Genomic DNA, 21,584 nt, shown 5'->3' with positions numbered 1-21,584 from the left:
GGCGCGGGTCAGGCGTGCGCGACGTGCAGCCGGCGCAGCACCCGCTTGAACGCCCAGATCGAGAACGCGATCGCCAGCCCGCTGATCACGGCCACCGCCGAGGTGCGCAGGATCATGAACGCGCCGAGCGAGCCGCGCAGGCTCTCGTAGACGGCCAGCGCGATGCTGAGCGTGGAGTTCATCAGCAGCACGAACGCCCACAGCAGCGTGATCCTGGCGAAGAACCGGCGGATGCGCTCGTGCTTCAGCACCGCCGACGGCAGGTGGATGTAGTCGAGCGTGAGCTTCTGCACCAGCGGCCGGTTGAGCCGCACGGAGGCGAGGAACGCCATGCTGATGCAGATCGTGCCCAGCTCGGGCTGGATGAAGAACCACATCCAGGTGCCGGTCCAGAGCGACACCAGGGCGCGCACGGTGATCGCGAACGCCGCGAGGAACATGGTGGCGGGCACCTTCACCCGCCGGACGAGCCGCCAGGCCACGCCGAGGTAGACCCAGGCGACGGTGGCGATCAGCGCCCACTTGATCCCGAGGACCACCATGGCGAGGTAGAAGACCGCCAGGGGGGCGACCACGGCTTCGAGCAGCTTGGGCGCCGCCTCGCGGGCGAGGGCGCCGAGGCGGGGGAGGGTCACGGGCGGATGGTTCAAGACTGCTCCGCAGATAGGCCGACGATCAGCGACTACCCGGGCTTCGAGGGACCAGGGCTACCCTGATGGACCGCTCGCACTTACCGAGGCGGGCACCGCACCGGCGTCCCGGGAAGCACGCCGGTGGCCTACCGTACCCGAGGGCCGGCGGTGCGACCGCCTCTTTCGACACGCTCCATCTGTGCCCTACCGAACCAGCATGTCCTTGAACCGAACTTTCAGCCCAGTGACTCAGCTCAGTGACTCAGCTCAGTGACGCGGTGGCCAGTTTCGCGCCGAACCCCAGGAAGACGGCGCCGACGCACGAGGTCAGCCCCGCGCTGAGCCGCTTGTGGCTGCGGAACTGGGCGGCCAGGAACGTGCCGCCGAAGATCAGCGACGTCAGGTAGAGAAAACTGAAGACCTGGATCACCGCGCCGAGGATCAGGAACGACAGCGCCGGCGCCGGATAGGCCGGATCCACGAACTGCACGAAGAACGAGACGAAGAACAGGATCGCCTTCGGGTTGAGCAGGCTGATCGTCAGGGCCTTGCGGAACGGCCGCGGCCGGCTCTCCACGGCCTTCTCCACGGCCTCCTTCGCCGCCTTCGCCGGGACGGCCTCGGCGCCTCGCGCCCGCCAGGAACGCCAGGCGTCCCTGATCATCTGGAAGCCGATCCACGCGAGGTAGCCGGCGCCGGCGTACTTGACGACCATGAACAGGACGGCGTTGGAGCGCAGGAGGGACGCCGCGCCGGCGGCGGCCAGGAACATCAGCACCGTGTCGCCGACGAAGACGCCGGCCGCGGCCCGGTAGCCCTGCCGGACACCGTGACGCGCCGCGAAGCTGAGAACGTAGATCGAGTTGGGTCCAGGCAGCAGAATGATCAGGAAGGCGCCGATCACGTAGGCCCAGAAATCGGTGATGCCGAAGAACACGTCTCTCACGGTACCGCGAGGGATGGTCCTGACAGTCACCTGTCAGGGATCCGGATGTCCGCAACTTTGGGCCTTTGCGGGAGATCGGTAGATCCTCACTCTCGGTTCAGGCGCCGGCACCATCCCATCCCGAGCGCCCTAGGAGGACCAGGTGATACGCCGTATCGTCATCCTGCTCGCCGCCCTCTGCCTCGTCGGCCTCACCGGCATGACGGGCGTGGGGGCGGCCGCCGAGCCCCCGCCCAACAAGCAGTACCGCGTGCAGGGGCCGTCCGACGCGCAGCAGCGCAGCGCCGTCGCCGCCACCGGCGCGGCCATCGAGGAGGTGGCCACCGGCTCCGTGCTGGTCACGGCCACCACGGCGGAGGTGGCCGCCATCAGGAAGCTCGGCTACCGGGTCGTGGAGGTGCCCCGGCCGGCGACGCCGTCCAGCGTCGAGGCGTTCGACTTCCCGCCCGCCGACTCGGCGTACCACAACTACGCCGAGATGAACGCCGAGATCAACGCCCTGGTCGCGGCCCATCCGAACATCGTCAGCCAGTCGACGTACGGGACCTCGTACGAGGGCCGCGCCCTGCGCCTGGTCAAGATCAGCGACAACGTCGGCACGGACGAGGCCGAGCCCGAGGTGCTGTTCACCGCCCACCAGCACGCCCGTGAGCACCTGACGGTCGAGATGGCGCTCTACATCATGCACCTGCTCGCCGACAACTACGGCACCGACTCCCGGATCACGAACCTGGTCAACACCCGCGAGATCTGGATCATGCCGGACCTCAACCCCGACGGCGGCGAGTACGACATCGCCACCGGCAGCTACCGCTCCTGGCGCAAGAACCGCCAGCCCAACTCGGGCTCCTCGGCCGTCGGCACCGACCTCAACCGCAACTGGGCCTACAACTGGGGCTGCTGCGGCGGCTCCTCCGGCACGACCTCCAGCGAGACCTACCGCGGCCCGAGCGCCGAGTCCGCCCCCGAGGTGCGGGCGACGGCCGACTGGGTGCGCAGCCGCGTCATCGGCGGCGTGCAGCAGCTCAAGTCGCACATCGACTGGCACACCTACAGCGAGCTGGTGCTCTGGCCGTACGGCTACACCCTGAACAACACCGCGCCCGGCCTCACCCAGGACGACCGCGACGCGCACGCCACGCTCGGCCAGAACATGGCCTCCACCAACAACTACACCCCGCAGCAGGCCAGCGACCTCTACATCACCGACGGCACCATCGACGACTGGCTGTGGGGCCAGTACAAGATCTTCAGCTTCACGTTCGAGATGTACCCGACCGGCGCCAGCCCCGGCTTCTACCCGCCCGACGAGCAGATCGTCCCGCAGACCACGCGCAACAAGGAGGCCGTGCTCCGCTTCCTCGAATACTCCGACTGCGTCTACCGGATCATCGGCAAGGAGAGCCAGTACTGCGGCACCGGCACGCCGCCGCTGACCGTCTACTCCGACACGTTCGAGACCGCCACCGGCTGGACCGTCAACCCGGCGGGCACCGACACCGCCACGGCCGGCCAGTGGGAGCGGGGTGACCCGCAGGACACCACGTCCTCGGGCGCCAAGCAGCTCGGCACGACCGTCAGCGGCACGAACGACCTGGTGACCGGCCGCCTCGCGGGCAGCGCCGCCGGCGACTACGACGTGGACGGCGGCGTCACCACGATCCAGTCCCCGCCGATCACGCTGCCGTCCTCGGGCACGCTCAGCCTCTCGCTGTCGTGGTACCTCGCGCACGGCTCGAACGCCTCCAGCGCCGACTACCTGCGGGTCCGCGTCGTGGGGAGCTCGACCGCGACCGTGCTCAACCAGGCGGGCGCGGCCTCCAACCGCAACGGCGCGTGGGCCACGGCCACCGCGAACCTGAACGCCTTCGCCGGCCAGACCGTCCGCATCGTCGTGGACGCCGCCGACGCCGGCACCGCCTCCCTGGTCGAGGCCGGCATCGACGACGTCAGGATCACCCAGCAACCCTGACCTGCCCCTGCCTCCCGCCGTACGGTCCCGTACGGCGGGAGCTCAGTCCAGGTGGATCGCCGCGAGCTTGGCCGGATCGACGACGACGTGGATGCCGGTGATCCGGCCGCCGCCGACGGCGAAGGCGATGACCGAGAGCGGCGTCCCGTCGGCACGCCACGACATGTGGCCGGGAACGCCGTTGACCAGCACCGCCCGCTGGCGGGCGACCTCGCCGGCGAACCTGCGGGCGCCGGCCGCGACCTCGGTGGCGCCGAGGGTGACGACCACGCCGCCGGGGGTGTCGACGGTCAGCCGCACGTCCGGGTGGAGGACGCGCAGGAGCGCCTCGAAGTCGCCGCCGACGGCGGCCGCGCGGAACGCCTGGACGACCTCCTGGTGCTCGCGGCCCGCGCCGGCCGGCCGGTCCGCGCCCCGGACCTTGCGGCGGGCCCGGCTGGCGATCATCTTGGCGGCGTCGGCGGACTTCCCCAGGATGTGGCCGATCTCGTGGAACGGCACCGCGAACATGTCGTGCAGCACGAACGCCAGCCGCTCACCCGGGGTGAGCGAGTCGAGCACCACGAGCAGGGCGAAGCCGACCGAATCGGCCAGCGCCACCTGCTCGTCCGGCGCGGGTTCGTCGGCGGGCGTCACCACGAGGTCCGCGAACTCGTGCCCGTACGCGGTCTCGGGGCGGGCCTGACGGGACCGCAGCACGTCCAGGCTGATCCGGCCGACCACGGTGGTCAGCCACCCCGCCAGGTTGCCGATGGCCGCCTCGTCCTGGCGGGCGAGGCGCACCCAGGCTTCCTGGACCACGTCCTCGGCGTCGGCGTGCGAGCCCAGCACGCGGTAGGCGAGGGCGCGCAGCCGATCGCGCTGGGCCTCGAACGCCTCGGTCACGGGACCGGACGGGCGCGCGGTCACGGCTTGCGCTGCTGGCGGAGCGAGATCCGGTTGCCGTCGGGATCCACCGCCTCGACGCGGACCCCGAACGGATAGTCCTCGGGCTCGGTCCCCTCGAAGGTGACGCCGCGCGAGCGCATGATCTCGAAATCCTTGCGCAGGTCGTCGGATTCGAGGATCACCGGGCCTGGCACGCCGCCCGGCAGCCCCGTGCCCGCCGCGTGCGACCACAGGAGGATCTGCACCGGGCTGCCGGGCACGCCGACGGTGAGGAACCGGCCGTCGGGCCCGGTGACGTCGATCCGCTTCTCCAGCCCGAGTCCTCCGGCGTAGAACTCCAGCGCGCGGTCCTGGTCGGTGACGTAGATCGTCACGTACATGATGGTGGTCAGCATTCCTGTCCTCTTTTCACTCGTCGATCCCATGACGAGCGCCGGCGGAAGAAGGTAACAGGGAGCCTCCCTTTTTTGGGTCTTGTAAGGGCGAAGTGTCAAGGCTACGATCGGCCCACAACTCTTAGGAAACTTTCCTAACAGTAAACGACCGACCGGACAAAACCTTACAGCCCCCGCAAACGCGTGGCTCGTGCCGTACGGCTCGCTCTCTCACCCCCCGGCGCGAGGCGTACGGCACGTCACCCCCCGTAAGGAAGAGCCCGTGAGACACCGCGCGACCCTCCTGGCGTTCGCGAGCCTCGTCCTCGCCCTCATCGCCGCCCCTGCCCCCGCCCACGCCGCCACGGCGACGGCGACCTTCACGAAGGTCTCCGACTGGGGCTCCGGCTTCGAGGGCAAGGTCACCGTCACCAACGCCACCACCACGGCCATGAACGGCTGGAACGTGCAGTTCGACGTCCCCGCCGGCTACTCGATCCCGTCCGCGTGGGACGCGGTCATGACGAGGAGCGGCCAGCACTACACCTTCACCAACCCGTCCTGGGCCCCCGCACTCCCCGCCGGCGGCAGCGCGAGCTTCGGCTTCAACGGCAGCCCCGGCGGCTTCCCCGGCATCACCGGCTGCACGCTCAACGGATCACCCTGCGGCGGCGGCGGACCGTCACCCGGGGTGCCCGGCAGGCCGGGCGCCGCCTCCGCCACCTCCACGGCCGGCTCGATCACCCTCTCCTGGGGCGCGTCGTCGGGCACGGTCACCGGCTACCGCGTCTACGAGGGCGCCACGGTCAAGGCCACGGTCAGCGGCACGACCGCGACGATCGCCGGCCTCGGCGCCTGCGAGAGCCACACCTACACGGTCAAGGCGTACAACGGCCAGGGCGAGTCGGCGGCCGGCGACCCCGTGACCGCCACCACCACCGGCTGCACGGGAAGCGGCGGCACCCTGCCGAAGCACTTCCTCACCGGCTACTGGCACAACTTCGTCAACGCCGCGACCGAGCTCAGGCTCTCGGCCGTCCCCGCCGAGTACGACCTCGTCGCCGTCGCGTTCGGCGAGGCCACGGCCACGGCGGGGCAGGTCGCCTTCGCCGTGGACGCCGGCCTGTCGGCCGCGCTCGGCGGCTACACCGACGCCCAGTTCAGGGCCGACGTCCAGGCCCTGCACCAGCGGGGCAAGAAGGTCATCCTGTCCGTGGGCGGCGAGGCCGGGCGGGTGCAGGTCGCCGACGCGGCCGCCGCGACCCGCTTCGCCGACTCGGTGTACGCCCTCATGCAGAGCTACGGCTTCGACGGCGTGGACATCGACCTGGAGAACGGCCTCAACGCCACGTACATGGCCCAGGCGCTCCGGTCGCTGCGCGCCAAGGCCGGCGCCGACCTGATCATCACGATGGCCCCGCAGACCATCGACATGCAGAGCACCGGGATGGAGTACTTCAAGCTCGCCCTGTCGATCAAGGACATCCTCACGGTCGTCCACACGCAGTTCTACAACTCCGGTTCCATGCTCGGCTGCGACCAGGCGCAGGCGTACACGCAGGGGACCGTCAACTTCATGACCGCGCTGGCCTGCATCCAGCTCGAGAACGGCCTGCGCCCCGACCAGGTGGCGCTGGGCCTGCCCGCCGGGCCGGGCGCGGCGGGCGGAGGCGTGGTCGCTCCCGCCCTCGTCAACCAGGCGCTCGACTGCCTGGCTCGGCGTACCAATTGCGGATCTTTCGTGCCGCCCCGCGCGTACCCGGATATCCGGGGCGCGATGACCTGGTCCATCAACTGGGACGCCAGCGCCAACTGGTCCTTCAGCAAGACCGTCAAGCCGCACCTCCAGGGAATGCCATGAGATTTCGCAGCAGACTCGCCGCATCGTTCGCCTGCGCGGTCCTCGCGCTGACCGGCGCCGGCCTCCCGGTCGCCCACGCGGAAAGCCAGACGGCCGGCCAGAGCGCCCGGCTGCTCGCCGCCGCCTGGGCCCCGTGGACCGCCTACGCCACCGGCGCGGTCGTCACCTACAACGGCGTCGACTACGTCTGTCTCCAGGGCCACACCTCCCAGCCCGGCTGGGAGCCGCCGAACGTCCCCGCCCTCTGGAAGGTCTCCACCGGCGGCGGCACCGACACGACCGCGCCGTCCACGCCGGGCAACCTCCGCTCGACCGGCGTCACCTCCAGCAGCGTCTCGCTCGCCTGGAACGCCTCCACCGACAACGTCGGCGTCACCGGCTACAACGTCTACCGGGGCGGCAGCCTGGTCACCACCGTGACCGGCACCACCTACACCGACACCGGCCGCGCCGCGAACACCGCCTACACCTACACCGTCCGCGCCCGCGACGCCGCCGGCAACCTCTCCGGCGTCAGCAACTCCGTGACCGCCACCACCTCGGGCGGCAACACCGGCGCGCCCGGCCAGCCCGGCACGGTCAGCACCTCGGTCACCAACTCCAGCGTCTCGCTGAGCTGGGGCGCCTCCTCCGGCACGGTCACCGGCTACCGCGTCTACGAGGGCTCGACGCAGAAGGCGCAGGTCACCGGCACGTCCGCGACGATCTCCGGCCTCGGCGCGTGCACGACCCACACCTACACCGTGAAGGCGTACAACTCGGCGGGCGAGTCGGCCGGCCGTGACGCCACCGCCACCACCAGCGGCTGCACCGGCAACCCGGCGAAGATGGCCGGCGCCCCCTACCTCTACATGGGCTGGGGCAACCCGCCCAACCCGGCCACCGTCATGGACGCGACCGGCGTGAAGTCGTTCACGATGGCGTTCATCCTCTCCAGCGGCGGCTGCACCCCCGCCTGGGACGGCAACCGCGCCCTGACCGGCGGCGCCGACCAGCAGGCGATCAACACGATCAAGTCGAAGGGCGGCAGCGTCCAGATCTCCTTCGGCGGCTGGCAGGGCAACAAGCTCGGCCCCAACTGCGGCAGCCCCGAGGCGTTCGCCGGCGCCGTGCAGCAGGTGATCAACGCCGTCGGCCCGGCGGTCGTCGACTTCGACATCGAGAACACCGACGAGTTCGAGAACTACACCGTCCAGGACCGCATCCTGAACGGCATCAAGATCATCAAGGCCAACAACCCGAACGTCAAGGCCGTCGTCACCTTCGGCACCACCACGACCGGCCCGAACGCGCACGGCGTCCGCCTGATCAACCAGGCCAGGGCGCTCGGCGTGCCGATCGACAACTTCACCATCATGCCGTTCGACTTCGGCAGCTCCAACATCTACCAGGACACCGTCAACGCCTCCGAGGGCCTGAAGAACGCGCTCAAGAACGCCTACGGCTGGACCGACGCCCAGGCGTACGCGCACATGGGCATCTCGGGCATGAACGGCCTGTCCGACCAGCAGGAGCTGACCACCACCGCCGCCTGGACGCAGATCCGCGACTGGGCCAAGTCCAAGGGCCTGACCAGGCTCGCGTACTGGGCCGTCAACCGCGACCGGGGCTGCCCCGGCGGCGGCGTGACGTCCAACTGCAGCGGCATCTCCCAGTCCGACTGGGACTTCACCAGGATCACCGCCGGTTTCTGACCAGCTGCGTCGGTTTGAGCGGCACGCCGAGACCCGGCGGCCGGTAGACCGGCAGGGCCTCGCCGTACTCGCGCATCCAGGCGTGGTCCACCAGCAACCGCATGCGCCCGTCCGCGGCCCGGCCGGCAGGCCCGGCCGCGGACGGTCGCCCGCCCAGCCTGGCGACCGCCGCGCCCACCAGCTCAGGGCTCGGCGGCGCCAGGTCGCAGTGGTCGTCCGGCCCGATCAGCAGGTCCACGTCGGGCGGCAGCGGATAGATCGGCCGGGGGAGCGCCAGCACGCGCGGCGGCGGAGCCATCGGCCAGCCGTCGCGCACCGCCTCCAGCAGCACCGACCGCGACGTGCGGCGCGCGAACAGCCCCTCGGCGAGCGCCCAGCTCAGCGCCCCCACGTCCGAGCGGTCCTCGCCGCAGGCGTGCAGGCACAGGTACGGCACCAGCGGAATCCCCGCCGTGCCCACCTGGGCCCACCCGCCGCCGCACCCCGTCAGCACCAGCAACGCCAGCATCGCCCGGTAGGCGGTGTCGGCGTGCGGCGTGTCCAGCCGGCCCGGCACGATCACGCACCGACCGTCCGTCTTCTCGGCCGTCACCCCCAGCTCACGGGCGATCTTCACCGCCCGCGAGGCGGGCACCCCCGTGCACGCCTCCTGCCAGGCCGGCGTGTACGGCTCCGCGCGGTCGCCGTACCCGTCGGGCCACCGCCCCGGCAGACCTGGCCTGGCCACCCCGTAACCGGCCAGCAGCAGGTCGAACACCGTGGTCAGCAGCTCATCCCCGTCCCGCAGCACCGGCACGCCGCGCCGCAGCACGCCCGGCCCGTCGTCGAAGCGCGGCAGCAGCACCTCCACCGCCTCGCCCGGCCCCTCGCGGTCGTACAGGCTGAGCCGGTCGCACACCTGCCCCGTCGCCTCGTCCGGCACGTACGCGCCTTCCCGCTCCCGCAGCCGCACCAGGAACGGCAGGTCCGTGAACTCCGCCGCGTGCCCGTCGAACGGCGTGCGGTCCAGGAAGAACTCCTTCAGCAGCACGTGCCCCATGGCCATCGCCAGCGCGCCGTCCGTGCCCGGCCGCACCACCAGCGTCTCGTCCGACAGCCGGGTCGGATGCGTGCCGATCGCGACCACCTTCTGCCCCTTGTACCGCCCGGCGATCACCCAGGGCGTGTCCGCGGTCCGCGCCAGCCGGTTGTTCTCCCCCCACAGCAGCACGTACGCCGCCCGCGCCCACTCCTCCGCCCGCGGCGCGCCGCCGAACCGCCCGCCGAGCACCTGCTCGGGCGCGCACGGATGCTCGGTCAGCACCGCCCCGCCCAGCCCGCCCACCAGCTCCGCCAGCGGCGAGGTCGCCAGCGCCGCCACCCGCTCGCGGCCGTGCTCGGCCGCCGTGTATACGATGGCCGCCGCGGCTATCTCGGCGGCGGTGCCGTCGTCGAGCGGAACCCGCCGCTCGCCGCGCGTCCCGGCGTACTGCTGAGAGTTGCCTGTGAGTTTCGCCCACGCCGCGACGGGGTCGGGCAGCCCATCCCTCACCTCGAAATAGAGCCTGACCAGTGCCTGGTTGACCTGCGATCCCCCCATGCAAAAAGTTGAACACACAGCGTGAGGTCGTATCGCGATACGTGTCGGCATGTCGGGGATAAGAATCGGAACCCCAGGTGGCAGCACCCGGATTGATGCGGCAGGCTAGTCCCGCCATGGATTACGCAGTCCTCACGGGGATCGTCCTCGTCGCCGGTGTCCTGTCCGCCCTCGTCGCGCAGTGGCGCGACTGGCGCCCGCCGCTCGCCGTCGCCATCGTGGTCGGCGTCGCCGTGCGGGTGCTCATCATGTACACCTCGGCGATCGACTCCTGGCAGCCCGTCGACTTCGTCGAGAGCTTCAAGCCCGCGGGCGAGGCGGTGCTCCGCGGCGAGGACCCCGTGCTGGCCAGCGAGGGCGGCTGGCACTTCCTGCCGACCATCCCCTACGTCTACGGCATCCTGCTCTGGCTCGGCATCCCCTGGGAATACGCCGGTCGCCTGGTCACCGTCGTCGCCGACATCGTGCTCATCCCGCTGGTCGCCAAGCTGGCCGGCGGCCCCAAGGCCAACCTGCGCGCCCTCCAGTACGCGCTCAACCCGCTCGCCCTGCTCGTCGCCTGCGTGCACGGCCAGGTCGAGCCGGTGGCGCTGGTGTTCGGCGTGGCCGCCTTCGTGGTCGCCCGCGGCCCCGGCGCGCCCGAGCGGCCCGGCATCACCACCGACGTCCTCGGCAGGGCGCGGGCCGGCCTGGCCGCCCACGGTCTGAAGGCCGCGGTCGTGCGCGTGCTCGGCCCCGGCGGCCTGCTGCACTCCGCGCTGAAGCCCGGCCCGGACGACCGCGCCCACCTCAAGCGCGGGGCGCTCGCCGGCGTGCTCATGGGCCTCGCCCTGTGTGCCAAGAGCTGGCCCATCTGGCTGGTCCCCGGCATGCTGCTGCTCCTGCCCAGCCTGCGCTCGCGCATCGCCGCGCTGTTCACCACCGGCGTCGTGCCGGTGTTCTTCTTCGTCACGCTGCCGGTCTTCGCCGGCACCGCGATCGACGAGCTTCCCAAGGTCATCGACACCATCCGGTCCATCCGCCCGATCGTCGGCGAATACGGCTGGACGCCGTGGTTCACCGGCGGCGACTGGGCGCTCCGCGACGACCTGGCCTCGTTCGGCACGAACCTCATCTACGTCTGCGTGGTCGCGGCCGTCCTCCTCTGGCACCGGGCCGACCCGATCGACATGACCACCGCCATCCTGCTGATCTTCATGGTGGTCACGCCGCGCCTCGGCGCCCAATATCTCCTGTGGTTCATGCCGTTCCTGGTCGCCCGGCCCACGCGGTTCGCCTGGCCGGCCATCATCGCCGTCTCGCTCTGGACCGGCTACGGCTACCTCTACATGACCCAGTTCGACACCGACACCTGGTGGCACCTGCACTCACTGTGGTCGCGCGCCTCCATCGTGCTGCTGCCGATCCTGCTGCTGGCCATGCCGTGGGGCCGCCGCGACGCGACGGCCCCCGCCCTGCCCCGCTCGCCCGAGCAGGCCAAGGTCACCTCAGTGGCATAGCCGCTCCCACAGCGTCACCCACTGGCCGGGGTGGACGTGGCCCACGACGGCGTCGCGGTCCACCCCCGCCGCGCGCAGCGCGGCGTCCACCCCTTCGTAGCGGGCGCGCAGCGAGGCGCGCACCGACCCGCCGGCCCCGCCGAAGCCCAGGTCCACCAGCTCCTGCCAGGAGCGGCGGCTCTGGACGAGCGGCTCAGGCCGCCGCCGGATCAGCAGGATCGCCGAGTCCACCGACGGCACGGGACGGAAGCTCTCCCTGCCGACCGTGTCGCCGAGCCGCCAGTCGAACCACGGCCACGACTCCACCGTGACCAGGCTCCAGCGGCCGTAGTCGCCGGTCCGCTTGCGGGCGTACTCGCGCTGCGTGAGCAGCGTCGCCCCGGTCAGCCCCGGCGCCCGCAGGCACCAGTCAACGATCCGCGACGTGGCCGCGTACGGGATGTTGCCCGCGACCGCGAACGGCTCGCGCGGCGCCCGCGCCGCCGTGAAGTCGCCCCTGACCACGTCGATCCGCGGGTCGGAACGGGTGCGCGCGGCCAGCCGCCCGGCCAGCAGCGGATCGAGCTCATAGCCGAGGACGCGGGCCCCCGCCTCCGCCAGCGCGAAGGTGAGCGCCCCCTCGCCCGGCCCCGGCTCCAGCACCAGCCCCTCCGGGGCGGCGGCCTTCACGACCAGATCGACGGCATGCCGGTCCACCAGGAAGTTCTGCGAGAGCGTGCGCCGCGCCCGATCCCGGGGCGTACGGCCGCCGCCGCTGTTCCTGGCCTTCTTCTGAGTGTGTGAATAGTTTCCGTGTGCGAAATTCTGCGCCACAGCACTGCCCTTTCGGGTCCTCGAGAGTGAACGGGTCTCGAAGGGCCCTGGGCACGCGTGCGGACGCGCTGCCTCAGCTCGTGTTCGACGCGTCCGCTAGCGGGCCAGAGCCCGGCCGCGGCGGATGCGGATGAAAACCTGGCAGCAGAACATCGAGGTCATGGCGCCACCCTAGGAGCGCCCCTCGCGGCCGGGCAACGCAATTTCCGGCCCGCCGCCCGCGTCCGATTCCGACAAGAACGCGGCGAGAGGCGGCGGCTAGCCTCCAACGGATCCGCCTACGAGAGGACCTTTGACGATGGACGTGCTCGACCGCGCCGAGAACTACCTGCACCTGAACGCCAGGCTCCTCGACCGGCTGCGCTTCGCCGCGCTCTTCCGCGACGGCGACCCCCGGCGGGTGCTGGACACGCTGCGCTGCTACCAGAACCCCGACGGCGGCTTCGGCCACGCCCTCGAACCCGACCTGCGCGGCCCCGGCAGCCAGCCCGAGCCGGTCGAGGTGGCCTTCTGGATCCTCGACGAGCTGGACGCCTTCGACTCGCCCATGGTGACCGCCGCCTGCGACTACCTCGCCCGCGTGACCACGCCCGACGGCGGGGTTCCGTTCGTCCTGCCCTCCGTACGGAACGACCCCCGCGCGCCCTGGTGGCAGACCGGGGACGACCCGCCCGGCAGCCTCGTGCCGACGGCGTCCATCGCAGGGCTGCTCCACAAGCACCGCGTCACCCACCCGTGGCTGGCCCCCGCCACGGCGTTCTGCTGGTCCGCGATCGCCGCCGTCACGCAGCCGAGCCCGTACGAGGCCCGCGCCATCGTGACCTTCCTCGACCTGACACCCGAACGCGACCGCGCGGAACGCGAGTTCGCGCGGCTGCGCGAGGCCATCCTCGCCACGGTCGCCTTCGACCCCGACACGCCCGGCGCCGTCCACTTCCCGCTGGACTTCGCCCCAGCCCCGCTCCGGCTGCCGCTCTTCGGCGAGGACGTCCTGGACCGCCACCTCGACGCGCTCCTCGCCCGGCAGTCCGCCGACGGCGGCTGGACCGGCAACTGGCAGATGTGGACACCCCTGGTCGAACACGAATGGGGCGGTTACATCACGGTCCACAACCTCAAGACCCTCCGCGCGTACGGCCGGCTCCCATCCTCCTGACACGCTTCCTGTCGGAGCCGTCCCGTACGTTGAACGCATGTACGAGGAACGGCCGCCGGCACCCGACCTCGCCGCCCGCGTGGCCTGCCACTGGCACCAGGTCAGCGAGTCGAGCAGCACCCAGCTCGTGGTGCCCGACGCCTGCGTGGACCTCATCTGGGGCCCCGGCGGCCTGTTCGTCGCCGGTCCCGACACCGGCCCCATGCCGACGGAGATGGCGGCCGGAGACGTCTTCGTCGGCATCCGCTTCCGCCCGGGCGCGGCTGCCGACCTCTTCGGCGTCCCCCTCCACACCCTCCGCGACCAACGCATCCACCTGTCCGACCTCCCGGCCGCAGCCCTCCTCGCCCCCCTCGCCCCCACCGCCCTCCTCACCTCCTCCACCACCGCTCACCCCGCCGCCTTCCACGCTTCCGTCAACAGGCCTGACCCCGCCGCCCTCCCTGCCTCCTTCACCACCAATGACCCAGCCGCCCTGGGCGCCTCTTTCACCACTCCGCACCCCCGGCCGGCTCTCCCGACCGAGTCGGCCTTCTCCGCCACCCGCACCACACCCGACCTCGCCGCCAAGCACGCCGCCCTGACCGCCGCGACCCGCACCCTGCTGACCCACCTGACCACCCCCGCCCGCTCAGCCGCCGCGGCCCGCTTGACTAACGCCGCCGCCCAGCTGGCCGACCCCGCTGCCCCGTTCATCGCCCGTGCCCTGCGGCTCGGCCGGTCGGTGTCAGAGGTGGCCCGCGACCTCGGCCTCAGCGAACGCCAGCTCCACCGCCGCAGCCTGACCGCCTTCGGCTACGCCCCGAAAACCCTGCAACGCATCGTCCGCTTCCAGCGCGCCCTGCGCCTGGCCCGCGCCGGCGTCCCGCTCGCCACCGTCGCCGCCGAAGCCGGCTACGCCGACCAGGCCCACCTCTCCCACGAGGTCAAACGCCTGAGCGGCGTCTCCTTGCGCACCCTGGCCCTACCCAACCAGCACCCTTAGCCCGCCGGCCGCGCCCCCACCGACGTCATCCGTCCTGCGGCAGCTTGCCTGACACCAACGCCGCCGCCCACTTCGCACTCGGATCGCTGTCGATCAGCAACGCCCGCGCCAGCAAACTCAACGGAATGGCCAGAATCGCACCCAGCGGCCCGAGCACGAACGTCCACAACAACAACGACATGAACGTCATCGTCGTCGAGAGCCCCACCGCGTCCCCCAGGAACTTGGGCAGGATGAACGACTGCGTGACGACGTTGATGACGACGTAAGCGATGATCACCAGCACCATCGTCTTCACCCCACCGTCCAGCAGCGCCAGCATCGCGGGCGGCAGCAGCCCGATCACGAACCCCACGTTCGGGATGTAGTTGGTGATGAGCGCCAGCACCCCCCACAGCAGCGGAAGCGGCACGTCCAGGATGGACAGCGCGATGACGTCGAGCACCGCGTTGAGCAACCCGAAGATCGTGGAGACGATCAGATACCGCCGCGTCTTGTGCGCGAACGTCGCCAACGCCGTCACCAACTGCCCCCGGTTGCGCATGCCGGCGGCGAGTATCTTCGCCGTCACCGGCGCGTCCAGGCACATCGCCAGCAACAGCACCACGATGAGGAACAACCCCGTCAGGGCTCCGACCAGGCTCCCCAACAGCGTCTGCGCCACCCCCAGCAGAGCGCCGGGATCGAACGCCCGCAACGCCCGGCTGAGCACGTCGTTGCTGAGCCCGTACGAGGCCGCCTGCTTCTGCGTCTCCGCGAGCAGCTGCTGGAACTGTTCGGTGTAGCTGGGAAGCAGCGAGGTGAGCTGCATGATCGAGATGGTCAGGATGCCCACCATGGCGAGCAGCACCATCACCACGATGAGGAAGGGCACGGCGACCTGCAGCCAGGCGGGCGCCTTCTTGGCGGCGAGCCAGCTGCGCACGGGCGCGACCGCGATGACGAGGACCAGGGCCAGCACGACAGGCCCGATGATCGAGCTGACTTCGCGCAGGCCGAACAGGGCGACCACCGCACCGGCGATGCCCACGAGAATGATGAGTGCCCTGGGCAGGGGTTGATCTCGCACGCCCGGTTCCTACCCCGAGCCCGCCGAAGGAGCCGTCGATTTGACGGTTGCGAGGACCGTACATAGAGTTCACCAGTCCCGAGAGGACGGCACTGATCGCCGACCTCACTTCGGGGACGACCTCCAGACACCTCCGCTTCGGTGGACGTACTCGTCCATGCGAATCGGCTGGTAAGTTAGAGGGGTTGCCCCGGAAACGGGGCGCGGATTAATTCCAGCAGGTCGAGCAAGTCCGGTCAATTTGACAGAGACTTGAACGGCTGAAAGAATTAAGACACAACGAAGACGAAATGAACGCCTCCGAGGCGGGGCCCGCAAGGGAATCCGACGAGGAAGTACGCGTCCGTTTCTTGAGAACTCAACAGTGTGTTAAAAGCCAGTGCATGTGCATCACACATGTATGACCCCGTCATTTTTGACGGATTCTTGCTTGGATGATTCATCCGAACAAGCCTTGAAAAGCATTGTTTGGAGAGTTTGATCCTGGCTCAGGACGAACGCTGGCGGCGTGCTTAACACATGCAAGTCGAGCGGAAAGGCCCTTCGGGGTACTCGAGCGGCGAACGGGTGAGTAACACGTGAGCAACCTGCCCCTGACTCTGGGATAAGCCCGGGAAACTGGGTCTAATACCGGATATGACCGCCTCCGGCATCGGATGGTGGTGGAAAGTTTTTCGGTCGGGGATGGGCTCGCGGCCTATCAGCTTGTTGGTGGGGTAGTGGCCTACCAAGGCGACGACGGGTAGCCGGCCTGAGAGGGCGACCGGCCACACTGGGACTGAGACACGGCCCAGACTCCTACGGGAGGCAGCAGTGGGGAATATTGCGCAATGGGCGGAAGCCTGACGCAGCGACGCCGCGTGGGGGATGACGGCCTTCGGGTTGTAAACCTCTTTCAGCAGGGACGAAGTTGACGTGTACCTGCAGAAGAAGCGCCGGCTAACTACGTGCCAGCAGCCGCGGTAATACGTAGGGCGCAAGCGTTGTCCGGAATTATTGGGCGTAAAGAGCTCGTAGGTGGCTGGTCGCGTCTGCCGTGAAAGCCCGCAGCTTAACTGCGGGTCTGCGGTGGATACGGGCCGGCTAGAGGTAGGTAGGGGCAAGTGGAATTCCTGGTGTAGCGGTGAAATGCGCAGATATCAGGAGGAACACCGGTGGCGAAGGCGGCTTGCTGGGCCTTACCTGACGCTGAGGAGCGAAAGCGTGGGGAGCGAACAGGATTAGATACCCTGGTAGTCCACGCTGTAAACGTTGGGCGCTAGGTGTGGGACCCTTCCACGGGTTCCGTGCCGGAGCTAACGCATTAAGCGCCCCGCCTGGGGAGTACGGCCGCAAGGCTAAAACTCAAAGGAATTGACGGGGGCCCGCACAAGCGGCGGAGCATGTTGCTTAATTCGACGCAACGCGAAGAACCTTACCAAGGTTTGACATCACCCGGACCGCCTCAGAGATGGGGCTTCCCTTTTGGGCTGGGTGACAGGTGGTGCATGGCTGTCGTCAGCTCGTGTCGTGAGATGTTGGGTTAAGTCCCGCAACGAGCGCAACCCTTGCTCCATGTTGCCAGCAACACCTTCGGGTGGTTGGGGACTCATGGGGGACTGCCGGGGTCAACTCGGAGGAAGGTGGGGATGACGTCAAGTCATCATGCCCCTTATGTCTTGGGCTGCAAACATGCTACAATGGCCGGTACAGAGGGTTGCGATACCGTGAGGTGGAGCGAATCCCTAAAAGCCGGTCTCAGTTCGGATTGGGGTCTGCAACTCGACCCCATGAAGTCGGAGTCGCTAGTAATCGCAGATCAGCAATGCTGCGGTGAATACGTTCCCGGGCCTTGTACACACCGCCCGTCACGTCACGAAAGTCGGCAACACCCGAAGCCCGTGGCCCAACCAGCTTGCTGGGGGGAGCGGTCGAAGGTGGGGCTGGCGATTGGGACGAAGTCGTAACAAGGTAGCCGTACCGGAAGGTGCGGCTGGATCACCTCCTTTCTAAGGAGCACTCTCACCCGTCACCACCGAACGTGTGGTGGGGTGACAGCTCACTAGTGGAGCACTGGCTAGTCAGCCGGACCGGGTCGCCGGGCCGCAAGTACCGCCCAGCCCCTCTCGCGAGGGGATCAGGGAGTGGGAACGGGGTCGCCGGGGGTTCGGGCCGGGTCTGTAACACACTGTTGGGTCCTGAAGGAACGGGCACGTTGTGCTCGTCTTCTTCGGAGCACAGGACCAGCGAGACATCCACCACGTGTGGGTGTGGAGCTGGTTGCTGTTTGTTGTTTGAGATTTGCATAGTGGACGCGAGCATCTTTGTGGCCAAGTTTTTAAGGGCACACGGTGGATGCCTTGGCATCAGGAGCCGATGAAGGACGTGGGAGGCTGCGTTAAGCCTCGGGGAGTCGCCAACCAGACGTTGATCCGGGGATGTCCGAATGGGGAAACCTAGCACCAGTCATGTGGTGTTGCCTCCGCCTGAATGTATAGGGCGGTTGGTGGTAACGCGGGGAAGTGAAACATCTCAGTACCCGTAGGAAGAGAAAACAAGAGTGATTCCGTGAGTAGTGGTGAGCGAAAGCGGATGAGGCTAAACCGGGCGTGTGTGATAGCCGGCAGGCGTTGCATGTCCGGGGTCGTGGGACCCTCTTGAAGTGGCTGCCGCTGCTTCGAGGAGTTATAAATCTGTCTGATAGTTGAAGCCTCTGGGAAGGGGCGCCGTAGACCGTGAGAGCCGGGTAGACGAAATCAGATGGACTCCTGGAGGGGATCCCAAGTAGCACGGGGCCCGAGAAATCCTGTGTGAATCTGCCAGGACCACCTGGTAAGCCTAAATACTCCCTGATGACCGATAGTGCACGAGTACCGTGAGGGAAAGGTGAAAAGTGCCCCGGTGAGGGGTCGTGAAATAGTACCTGAAACCGTGTGCCTACAAGCCGTAGGAGCTTAGCTGGTCTTCGGATCGGCTGTGATGTGACTGCGTGCCTTTTGAAGAATGAGCCTGCGAGTTATGGTGTGTGGCGAGGTTAACCCGTGTGGGGGAGCCGTAGCGAAAGCGAGTCTGAAGAGGGCGTTTGAGTCGCATGCTGTAGACCCGAAGCGGAGTGATCTACGCATGGGCAGGTTGAAGCTCAGGTAAGACTGGGTGGAGGACCGAACCCACCAGGGTTGAAAACCTGGGGGATGATCTGTGTGTAGGGGTGAAAGGCCAATCAAACTCCGTGATAGCTGGTTCTCCCCGAAATGCATTTAGGTGCAGCGTCGCGTGTTTCTTGCCGGAGGTAGAGCACTGGATGGCCGATGGGCCCGACAAGGTTACTGACGTCAGCCAAACTCCGAATGCCGGTAAGTGAGAGCGTGGCAGTGAGACTGCGGGCGATAAGGTTCGTAGTCGAGAGGGAAACAGCCCAGATCACCGACTAAGGCCCCTAAGCGTGTGCTAAGTGGGAAAGGATGTGGAGTCGCAGAGACAACCAGGAGGTTGGCTTAGAAGCAGCCACCCTTGAAAGAGTGCGTAATAGCTCACTGGTCAAGTGATTCTGCGCCGACAATGTAGCGGGGCTCAAGCACACCGCCGAAGTCGTGGCACTGATGAGACATCGTTCTTGTTGGTGGGTAGGGGAGCGTCGTGCAGCCGGTGAAGCGGCAGAGTGATCTAGTCGTGGAGGCTGTGCGAGTGAGAATGCAGGCATGAGTAGCGAATCGAGGGTGAGAAACCCTCGCGCCGGATGACCAAGGGTTCCTGGGGCAGGCTAATCCGCCCAGGGTAAGTCGGGACCTAAGGCGAGGCCGACAGGCGTAGTCGATGGACAACGGGTTGATATTCCCGTACCCGCTTCAATGCGCCCATACTGAACCTCGTGATGCTAAGAGTCCTTAAGTCGGCCGGCCCTTCGGGGCGGGTGTCAGGCTGAACGCTCGGTCCGATCGGGTAGTAGGTAAGCGATGGGGTGACGCAGGAAGGTAGTCCAGCCCAGGCGATGGTTGTCCTGGGGTAAGCATGTAGGGAGCGAGGTAGGCAAATCCGCCTCGCACTAATCCTGAGATGTGATGCCGAGCCGATTGTGGTGAAGTGGATGATCCTATGCTGCCGAGAAAAGCCTCTAGTGAGTGTTGTGGCGGCCCGTACCCTAAACCGACTCAGGTGGTCAGGTAGAGAATACTAAGGCGATCGGGTGAACTGTGGTTAAGGAACTCGGCAAATTGCCCCCGTAACTTCGGGAGAAGGGGGACCTCTGCTGGTGATGAGTCTTGCACTCGGAGCTGGTGGGGGTCGCAGTGGCCAGGGGGAAGCGACTGTTTACTAAAAACACAGGTCCGTGCGAAGTCGTAAGACGATGTATACGGACTGACGCCTGCCCGGTGCCGGAACGTTAAGGGGACCGCTTAGTCAGCGCAAGTTGGCGAAGGTGAGAACTTAAGCGCCGGTAAACGGCGGTGGTAACTATAACCATCCTAAGGTAGCGAAATTCCTTGTCGGGTAAGTTCCGACCTGCACGAATGGCGTAACGACTTCCCCGCTGTCTCAACCACAGACCCGGCGAAATTGCACTACGAGTAAAGATGCTCGTTTCGCGCAGCAGGACGGAAAGACCCCGGGACCTTCACTACAGCTTGACATTGGCGTTTGGAGCGTCTTGTGTAGGATAGGTGGGAGACTGGGAAGCTCGGACGCTAGTTCGGGTGGAGTCATTGGTGAAATACCACTCTGGTCGTTTTGAACGTCTAACTCTGGTCCGTGATCCGGATCGGGGACAGTGTCTGGTGGGTAGTTTAACTGGGGCGGTTGCCTCCTAAAGGGTAACGGAGGCGCCCAAAGGTTCCCTCAGCCTGGTTGGCAATCAGGTGTTGAGTGTAAGTGCACAAGGGAGCTTGACTGTGAGACTGACGGGTCGAGCAGGAGCGAAAGCTGGGACTAGTGATCCGGCATCGGCGTGTGGAAGCGGTGTCGCTCAACGGCTAAAAGGTACCCCGGGGATAACAGGCTGATCTTCCCCAAGAGTCCATATCGACGGGATGGTTTGGCACCTCGATGTCGGCTCGTCGCATCCTGGGGCTGGAGTAGGTCCCAAGGGTTGGGCTGTTCGCCCATTAAAGCGGTACGCGAGCTGGGTTTAGAACGTCGCGAGACAGTTCGGTCCCTATCCGCTGCGCGCGCAGGAGACTTGAAAGGGGCTGTCCCTAGTACGAGAGGACCGGGACGGACGAACCTCTGGTGTGCCAGTTGTATCGCCAGGTGCACGGCTGGTTGGCTACGTTCGGAAGGGATAACCGCTGAAAGCATCTAAGCGGGAAGCTCGCCTTGAGATGAGGTCTCCCACCCTGTGAGGGGGTAAGGCTCCCGGTAGACGACCGGGTTGATAGGCCGGAGGTGGAAGCGCGGTAACGTGTGGAGCTGACCGGTACTAATAGGCCGAGGACTTGACCTCAAAGCATACTTACTTTCTAAGTTTTTGCTCGCGTCCACTAGGCAATTCTGAGACTGCAAACACGGCTGTGTTTGTTTGTTTCGGAGGGTTACGGCGGTTATGGCGGGAAGGAAACACCCGGTTACATTCCGAACCCGGAAGTTAAGCTTCTCTGCGCCGATGGTACTGCACTCGGGAGGGTGTGGGAGAGTAGGTCACCGCCGGACAATCTTTATGGAGGGCCCCGACTGGTTCAGTCGGGGCCCTTCTGCATTTCTGGCTGCGGCTTCGGGACTCAGGCGGCAGGTCGTTCGGCTTGAGAGCGCAGGCTCGCCGGGCTGCGGAGATTGTCCGCCGAGCGAGGCCGGTGTCGATGGCGAAAGCGTGGCGGGCGGCAGGGAGGTCGTCGAAGGTCTCAGCTCTGCGTAACCCGGTGAGCTCGCCGGTGAAGACCTCTTCAGGGTCGCGCAGAAGTAGGAGTAGGCGGCGGCGAACTCGAGAGCGGGCCCATCCAAGAGGCGGTTCAGCAGGCTGTGCGCGAGCTCGCGAGGTGTGCGGTCAGCACGGCGATGGGTCTGGGAGTGGAGCAGATCGACCGCGCACGAGCTGTACCTGGGCGGGGGAGTACGGGGGAAGGACCGCAGCCGGTCGAGGGTTCTCGCCCAGACGTGCGCACGCGCCAGGATCACGTACTAGGGCACCGCGAGGTCGAGCACCACGG

General features: G+C 67.6%; 13 protein-coding genes and 3 rRNA genes. 9 read left to right on the top strand and 7 right to left on the bottom strand.

All coding sequences use genetic code 11. The annotated features are described in order from the left end of the window. Positions 1-8: 8 nt before the first annotated feature. Complete coding sequence (locus AC27IY_RS15615) at positions 9-635, bottom strand: VC0807 family protein (RefSeq protein ID WP_364448500.1); 627 nt, start codon at positions 633-635, stop codon at positions 9-11. Between the two features lie 259 nt (positions 636-894). After that, positions 895-1,569 (bottom strand): leucine efflux protein LeuE, encoded by a 675-nt coding sequence (gene leuE / locus AC27IY_RS15610; protein WP_487178367.1) that lies wholly within the window; start codon positions 1,567-1,569, stop codon positions 895-897. Positions 1,570-1,720: 151 nt separating this feature from the next. Here leuE and AC27IY_RS15605 point away from each other — a divergent pair, with 151 nt between their 5' ends. Next, positions 1,721-3,550, top strand: a complete 1,830-nt coding sequence (locus AC27IY_RS15605) for a M14 family metallopeptidase (RefSeq protein ID WP_423444442.1) — start codon at positions 1,721-1,723, stop codon at positions 3,548-3,550. Between the two features lie 42 nt (positions 3,551-3,592). On the opposite strand, the gene AC27IY_RS15600 is transcribed toward AC27IY_RS15605, so the two are convergent. Further along, positions 3,593-4,459: a sigma-70 family RNA polymerase sigma factor gene (locus AC27IY_RS15600; protein WP_487178366.1), complete on the bottom strand. Its 867-nt coding sequence runs from the start codon at positions 4,457-4,459 to the stop codon at positions 3,593-3,595. After that, on the bottom strand, positions 4,456-4,833 hold the full coding sequence (locus tag AC27IY_RS15595) for a VOC family protein (protein ID WP_487178365.1): 378 nt from the start codon (positions 4,831-4,833) through the stop codon (positions 4,456-4,458). Before AC27IY_RS15595 ends, AC27IY_RS15600 begins: the two co-directional genes overlap by 4 nt. A 262-nt stretch (positions 4,834-5,095) precedes the next feature. Here AC27IY_RS15595 and AC27IY_RS15590 point away from each other — a divergent pair, with 262 nt between their 5' ends. Both AC27IY_RS15590 and AC27IY_RS15585 read left to right on the top strand, forming a co-directional pair. Beyond that, on the top strand, positions 5,096-6,673 hold the full coding sequence (locus tag AC27IY_RS15590; protein ID WP_487178364.1) for a chitinase: 1,578 nt from the start codon (positions 5,096-5,098) through the stop codon (positions 6,671-6,673). Further along, positions 6,670-8,367 (top strand): fibronectin type III domain-containing protein, encoded by a 1,698-nt coding sequence (locus AC27IY_RS15585; protein WP_423444450.1) that lies wholly within the window; start codon positions 6,670-6,672, stop codon positions 8,365-8,367. The genes AC27IY_RS15590 and AC27IY_RS15585 overlap by 4 nt, the downstream gene beginning before the upstream one ends. Here AC27IY_RS15585 and AC27IY_RS15580 read toward each other — a convergent pair. After that, on the bottom strand, positions 8,351-9,946 hold the full coding sequence (locus AC27IY_RS15580) for a molybdopterin-dependent oxidoreductase (RefSeq protein WP_487178363.1): 1,596 nt from the start codon (positions 9,944-9,946) through the stop codon (positions 8,351-8,353). The genes AC27IY_RS15585 and AC27IY_RS15580 overlap by 17 nt on opposite strands. A 116-nt stretch (positions 9,947-10,062) precedes the next feature. On the opposite strand from AC27IY_RS15580, the gene AC27IY_RS15575 reads away from it, so the two are divergent. Further along, the gene (locus AC27IY_RS15575; RefSeq protein ID WP_423444454.1) at positions 10,063-11,445 is read left to right on the top strand and encodes a hypothetical protein; all 1,383 of its coding nucleotides are present in this window, start codon (positions 10,063-10,065) and stop codon (positions 11,443-11,445) included. Here AC27IY_RS15575 and erm read toward each other — a convergent pair. After that, entirely contained in the window at positions 11,434-12,258 is an 825-nt protein-coding gene (gene erm, locus AC27IY_RS15570; RefSeq protein ID WP_487178362.1) for an ErmE/ErmH/ErmO/ErmR family 23S rRNA (adenine(2058)-N(6))-methyltransferase, read from the bottom strand. The genes AC27IY_RS15575 and erm overlap by 12 nt on opposite strands. A 298-nt stretch (positions 12,259-12,556) precedes the next feature. Between erm and AC27IY_RS15565 the strand changes: the two genes are divergently transcribed. After that, positions 12,557-13,414: a hypothetical protein gene (locus AC27IY_RS15565; protein WP_487178361.1), complete on the top strand. Its 858-nt coding sequence runs from the start codon at positions 12,557-12,559 to the stop codon at positions 13,412-13,414. 37 nt (positions 13,415-13,451) lie between these two features. Then, positions 13,452-14,399 carry a DUF6597 domain-containing transcriptional factor gene (locus tag AC27IY_RS15560; RefSeq protein ID WP_487178360.1) on the top strand — a complete coding sequence of 316 codons (948 nt, stop codon included), beginning with the start codon at positions 13,452-13,454 and terminating at the stop codon, positions 14,397-14,399. Positions 14,400-14,424: 25 nt separating this feature from the next. Here the strand turns inward: AC27IY_RS15560 and AC27IY_RS15555 are convergent, their stop codons facing one another. Beyond that, the gene (locus tag AC27IY_RS15555; protein ID WP_487178452.1) at positions 14,425-15,429 is read right to left on the bottom strand and encodes an AI-2E family transporter; all 1,005 of its coding nucleotides are present in this window, start codon (positions 15,427-15,429) and stop codon (positions 14,425-14,427) included. A 504-nt stretch (positions 15,430-15,933) separates the two neighbouring features. Between AC27IY_RS15555 and AC27IY_RS15550 the strand changes: the two genes are divergently transcribed. The 3 genes from AC27IY_RS15550 (at position 15,934) to rrf (ending at position 21,090) form a co-directional block, all read left to right on the top strand. After that, positions 15,934-17,456 (top strand): 16S ribosomal RNA (locus AC27IY_RS15550). 319 nt (positions 17,457-17,775) lie between these two features. Beyond that, a 23S ribosomal RNA gene (locus AC27IY_RS15545) occupies positions 17,776-20,884 on the top strand. 89 nt (positions 20,885-20,973) lie between these two features. Continuing rightward, positions 20,974-21,090: ribosomal RNA gene (rrf, locus tag AC27IY_RS15540) — 5S ribosomal RNA — on the top strand. Together the 16S, 23S and 5S rRNA genes form the textbook arrangement of a ribosomal RNA operon. Positions 21,091-21,584 lie beyond the last annotated feature (494 nt).

This window comes from Nonomuraea sp. B208, assembly GCF_057536035.1.
The sequence above is the reverse complement of the archived record's forward strand: the minus strand, read 5'-3'. Positions and strand labels throughout refer to the sequence as shown.

What these genes read in the sequence shown, in the direction of transcription:
- AC27IY_RS15595 (WP_487178365.1), bottom strand. Translation starts at nt 4,833, where the DNA reads ATGCTGACCACCATCATGTACGTGACGATCTACGTCACCGACCAGGAC.
- AC27IY_RS15560 (WP_487178360.1), top strand. Translation starts at nt 13,452, where the DNA reads ATGTACGAGGAACGGCCGCCGGCACCCGACCTCGCCGCCCGCGTGGCC.
- AC27IY_RS15565 (WP_487178361.1), top strand. Translation starts at nt 12,557, where the DNA reads ATGGACGTGCTCGACCGCGCCGAGAACTACCTGCACCTGAACGCCAGG.
- AC27IY_RS15585 (WP_423444450.1), top strand. Translation starts at nt 6,670, where the DNA reads ATGAGATTTCGCAGCAGACTCGCCGCATCGTTCGCCTGCGCGGTCCTC.
- AC27IY_RS15580 (WP_487178363.1), bottom strand. Translation starts at nt 9,946, where the DNA reads ATGGGGGGATCGCAGGTCAACCAGGCACTGGTCAGGCTCTATTTCGAG.
- AC27IY_RS15575 (WP_423444454.1), top strand. Translation starts at nt 10,063, where the DNA reads ATGGATTACGCAGTCCTCACGGGGATCGTCCTCGTCGCCGGTGTCCTG.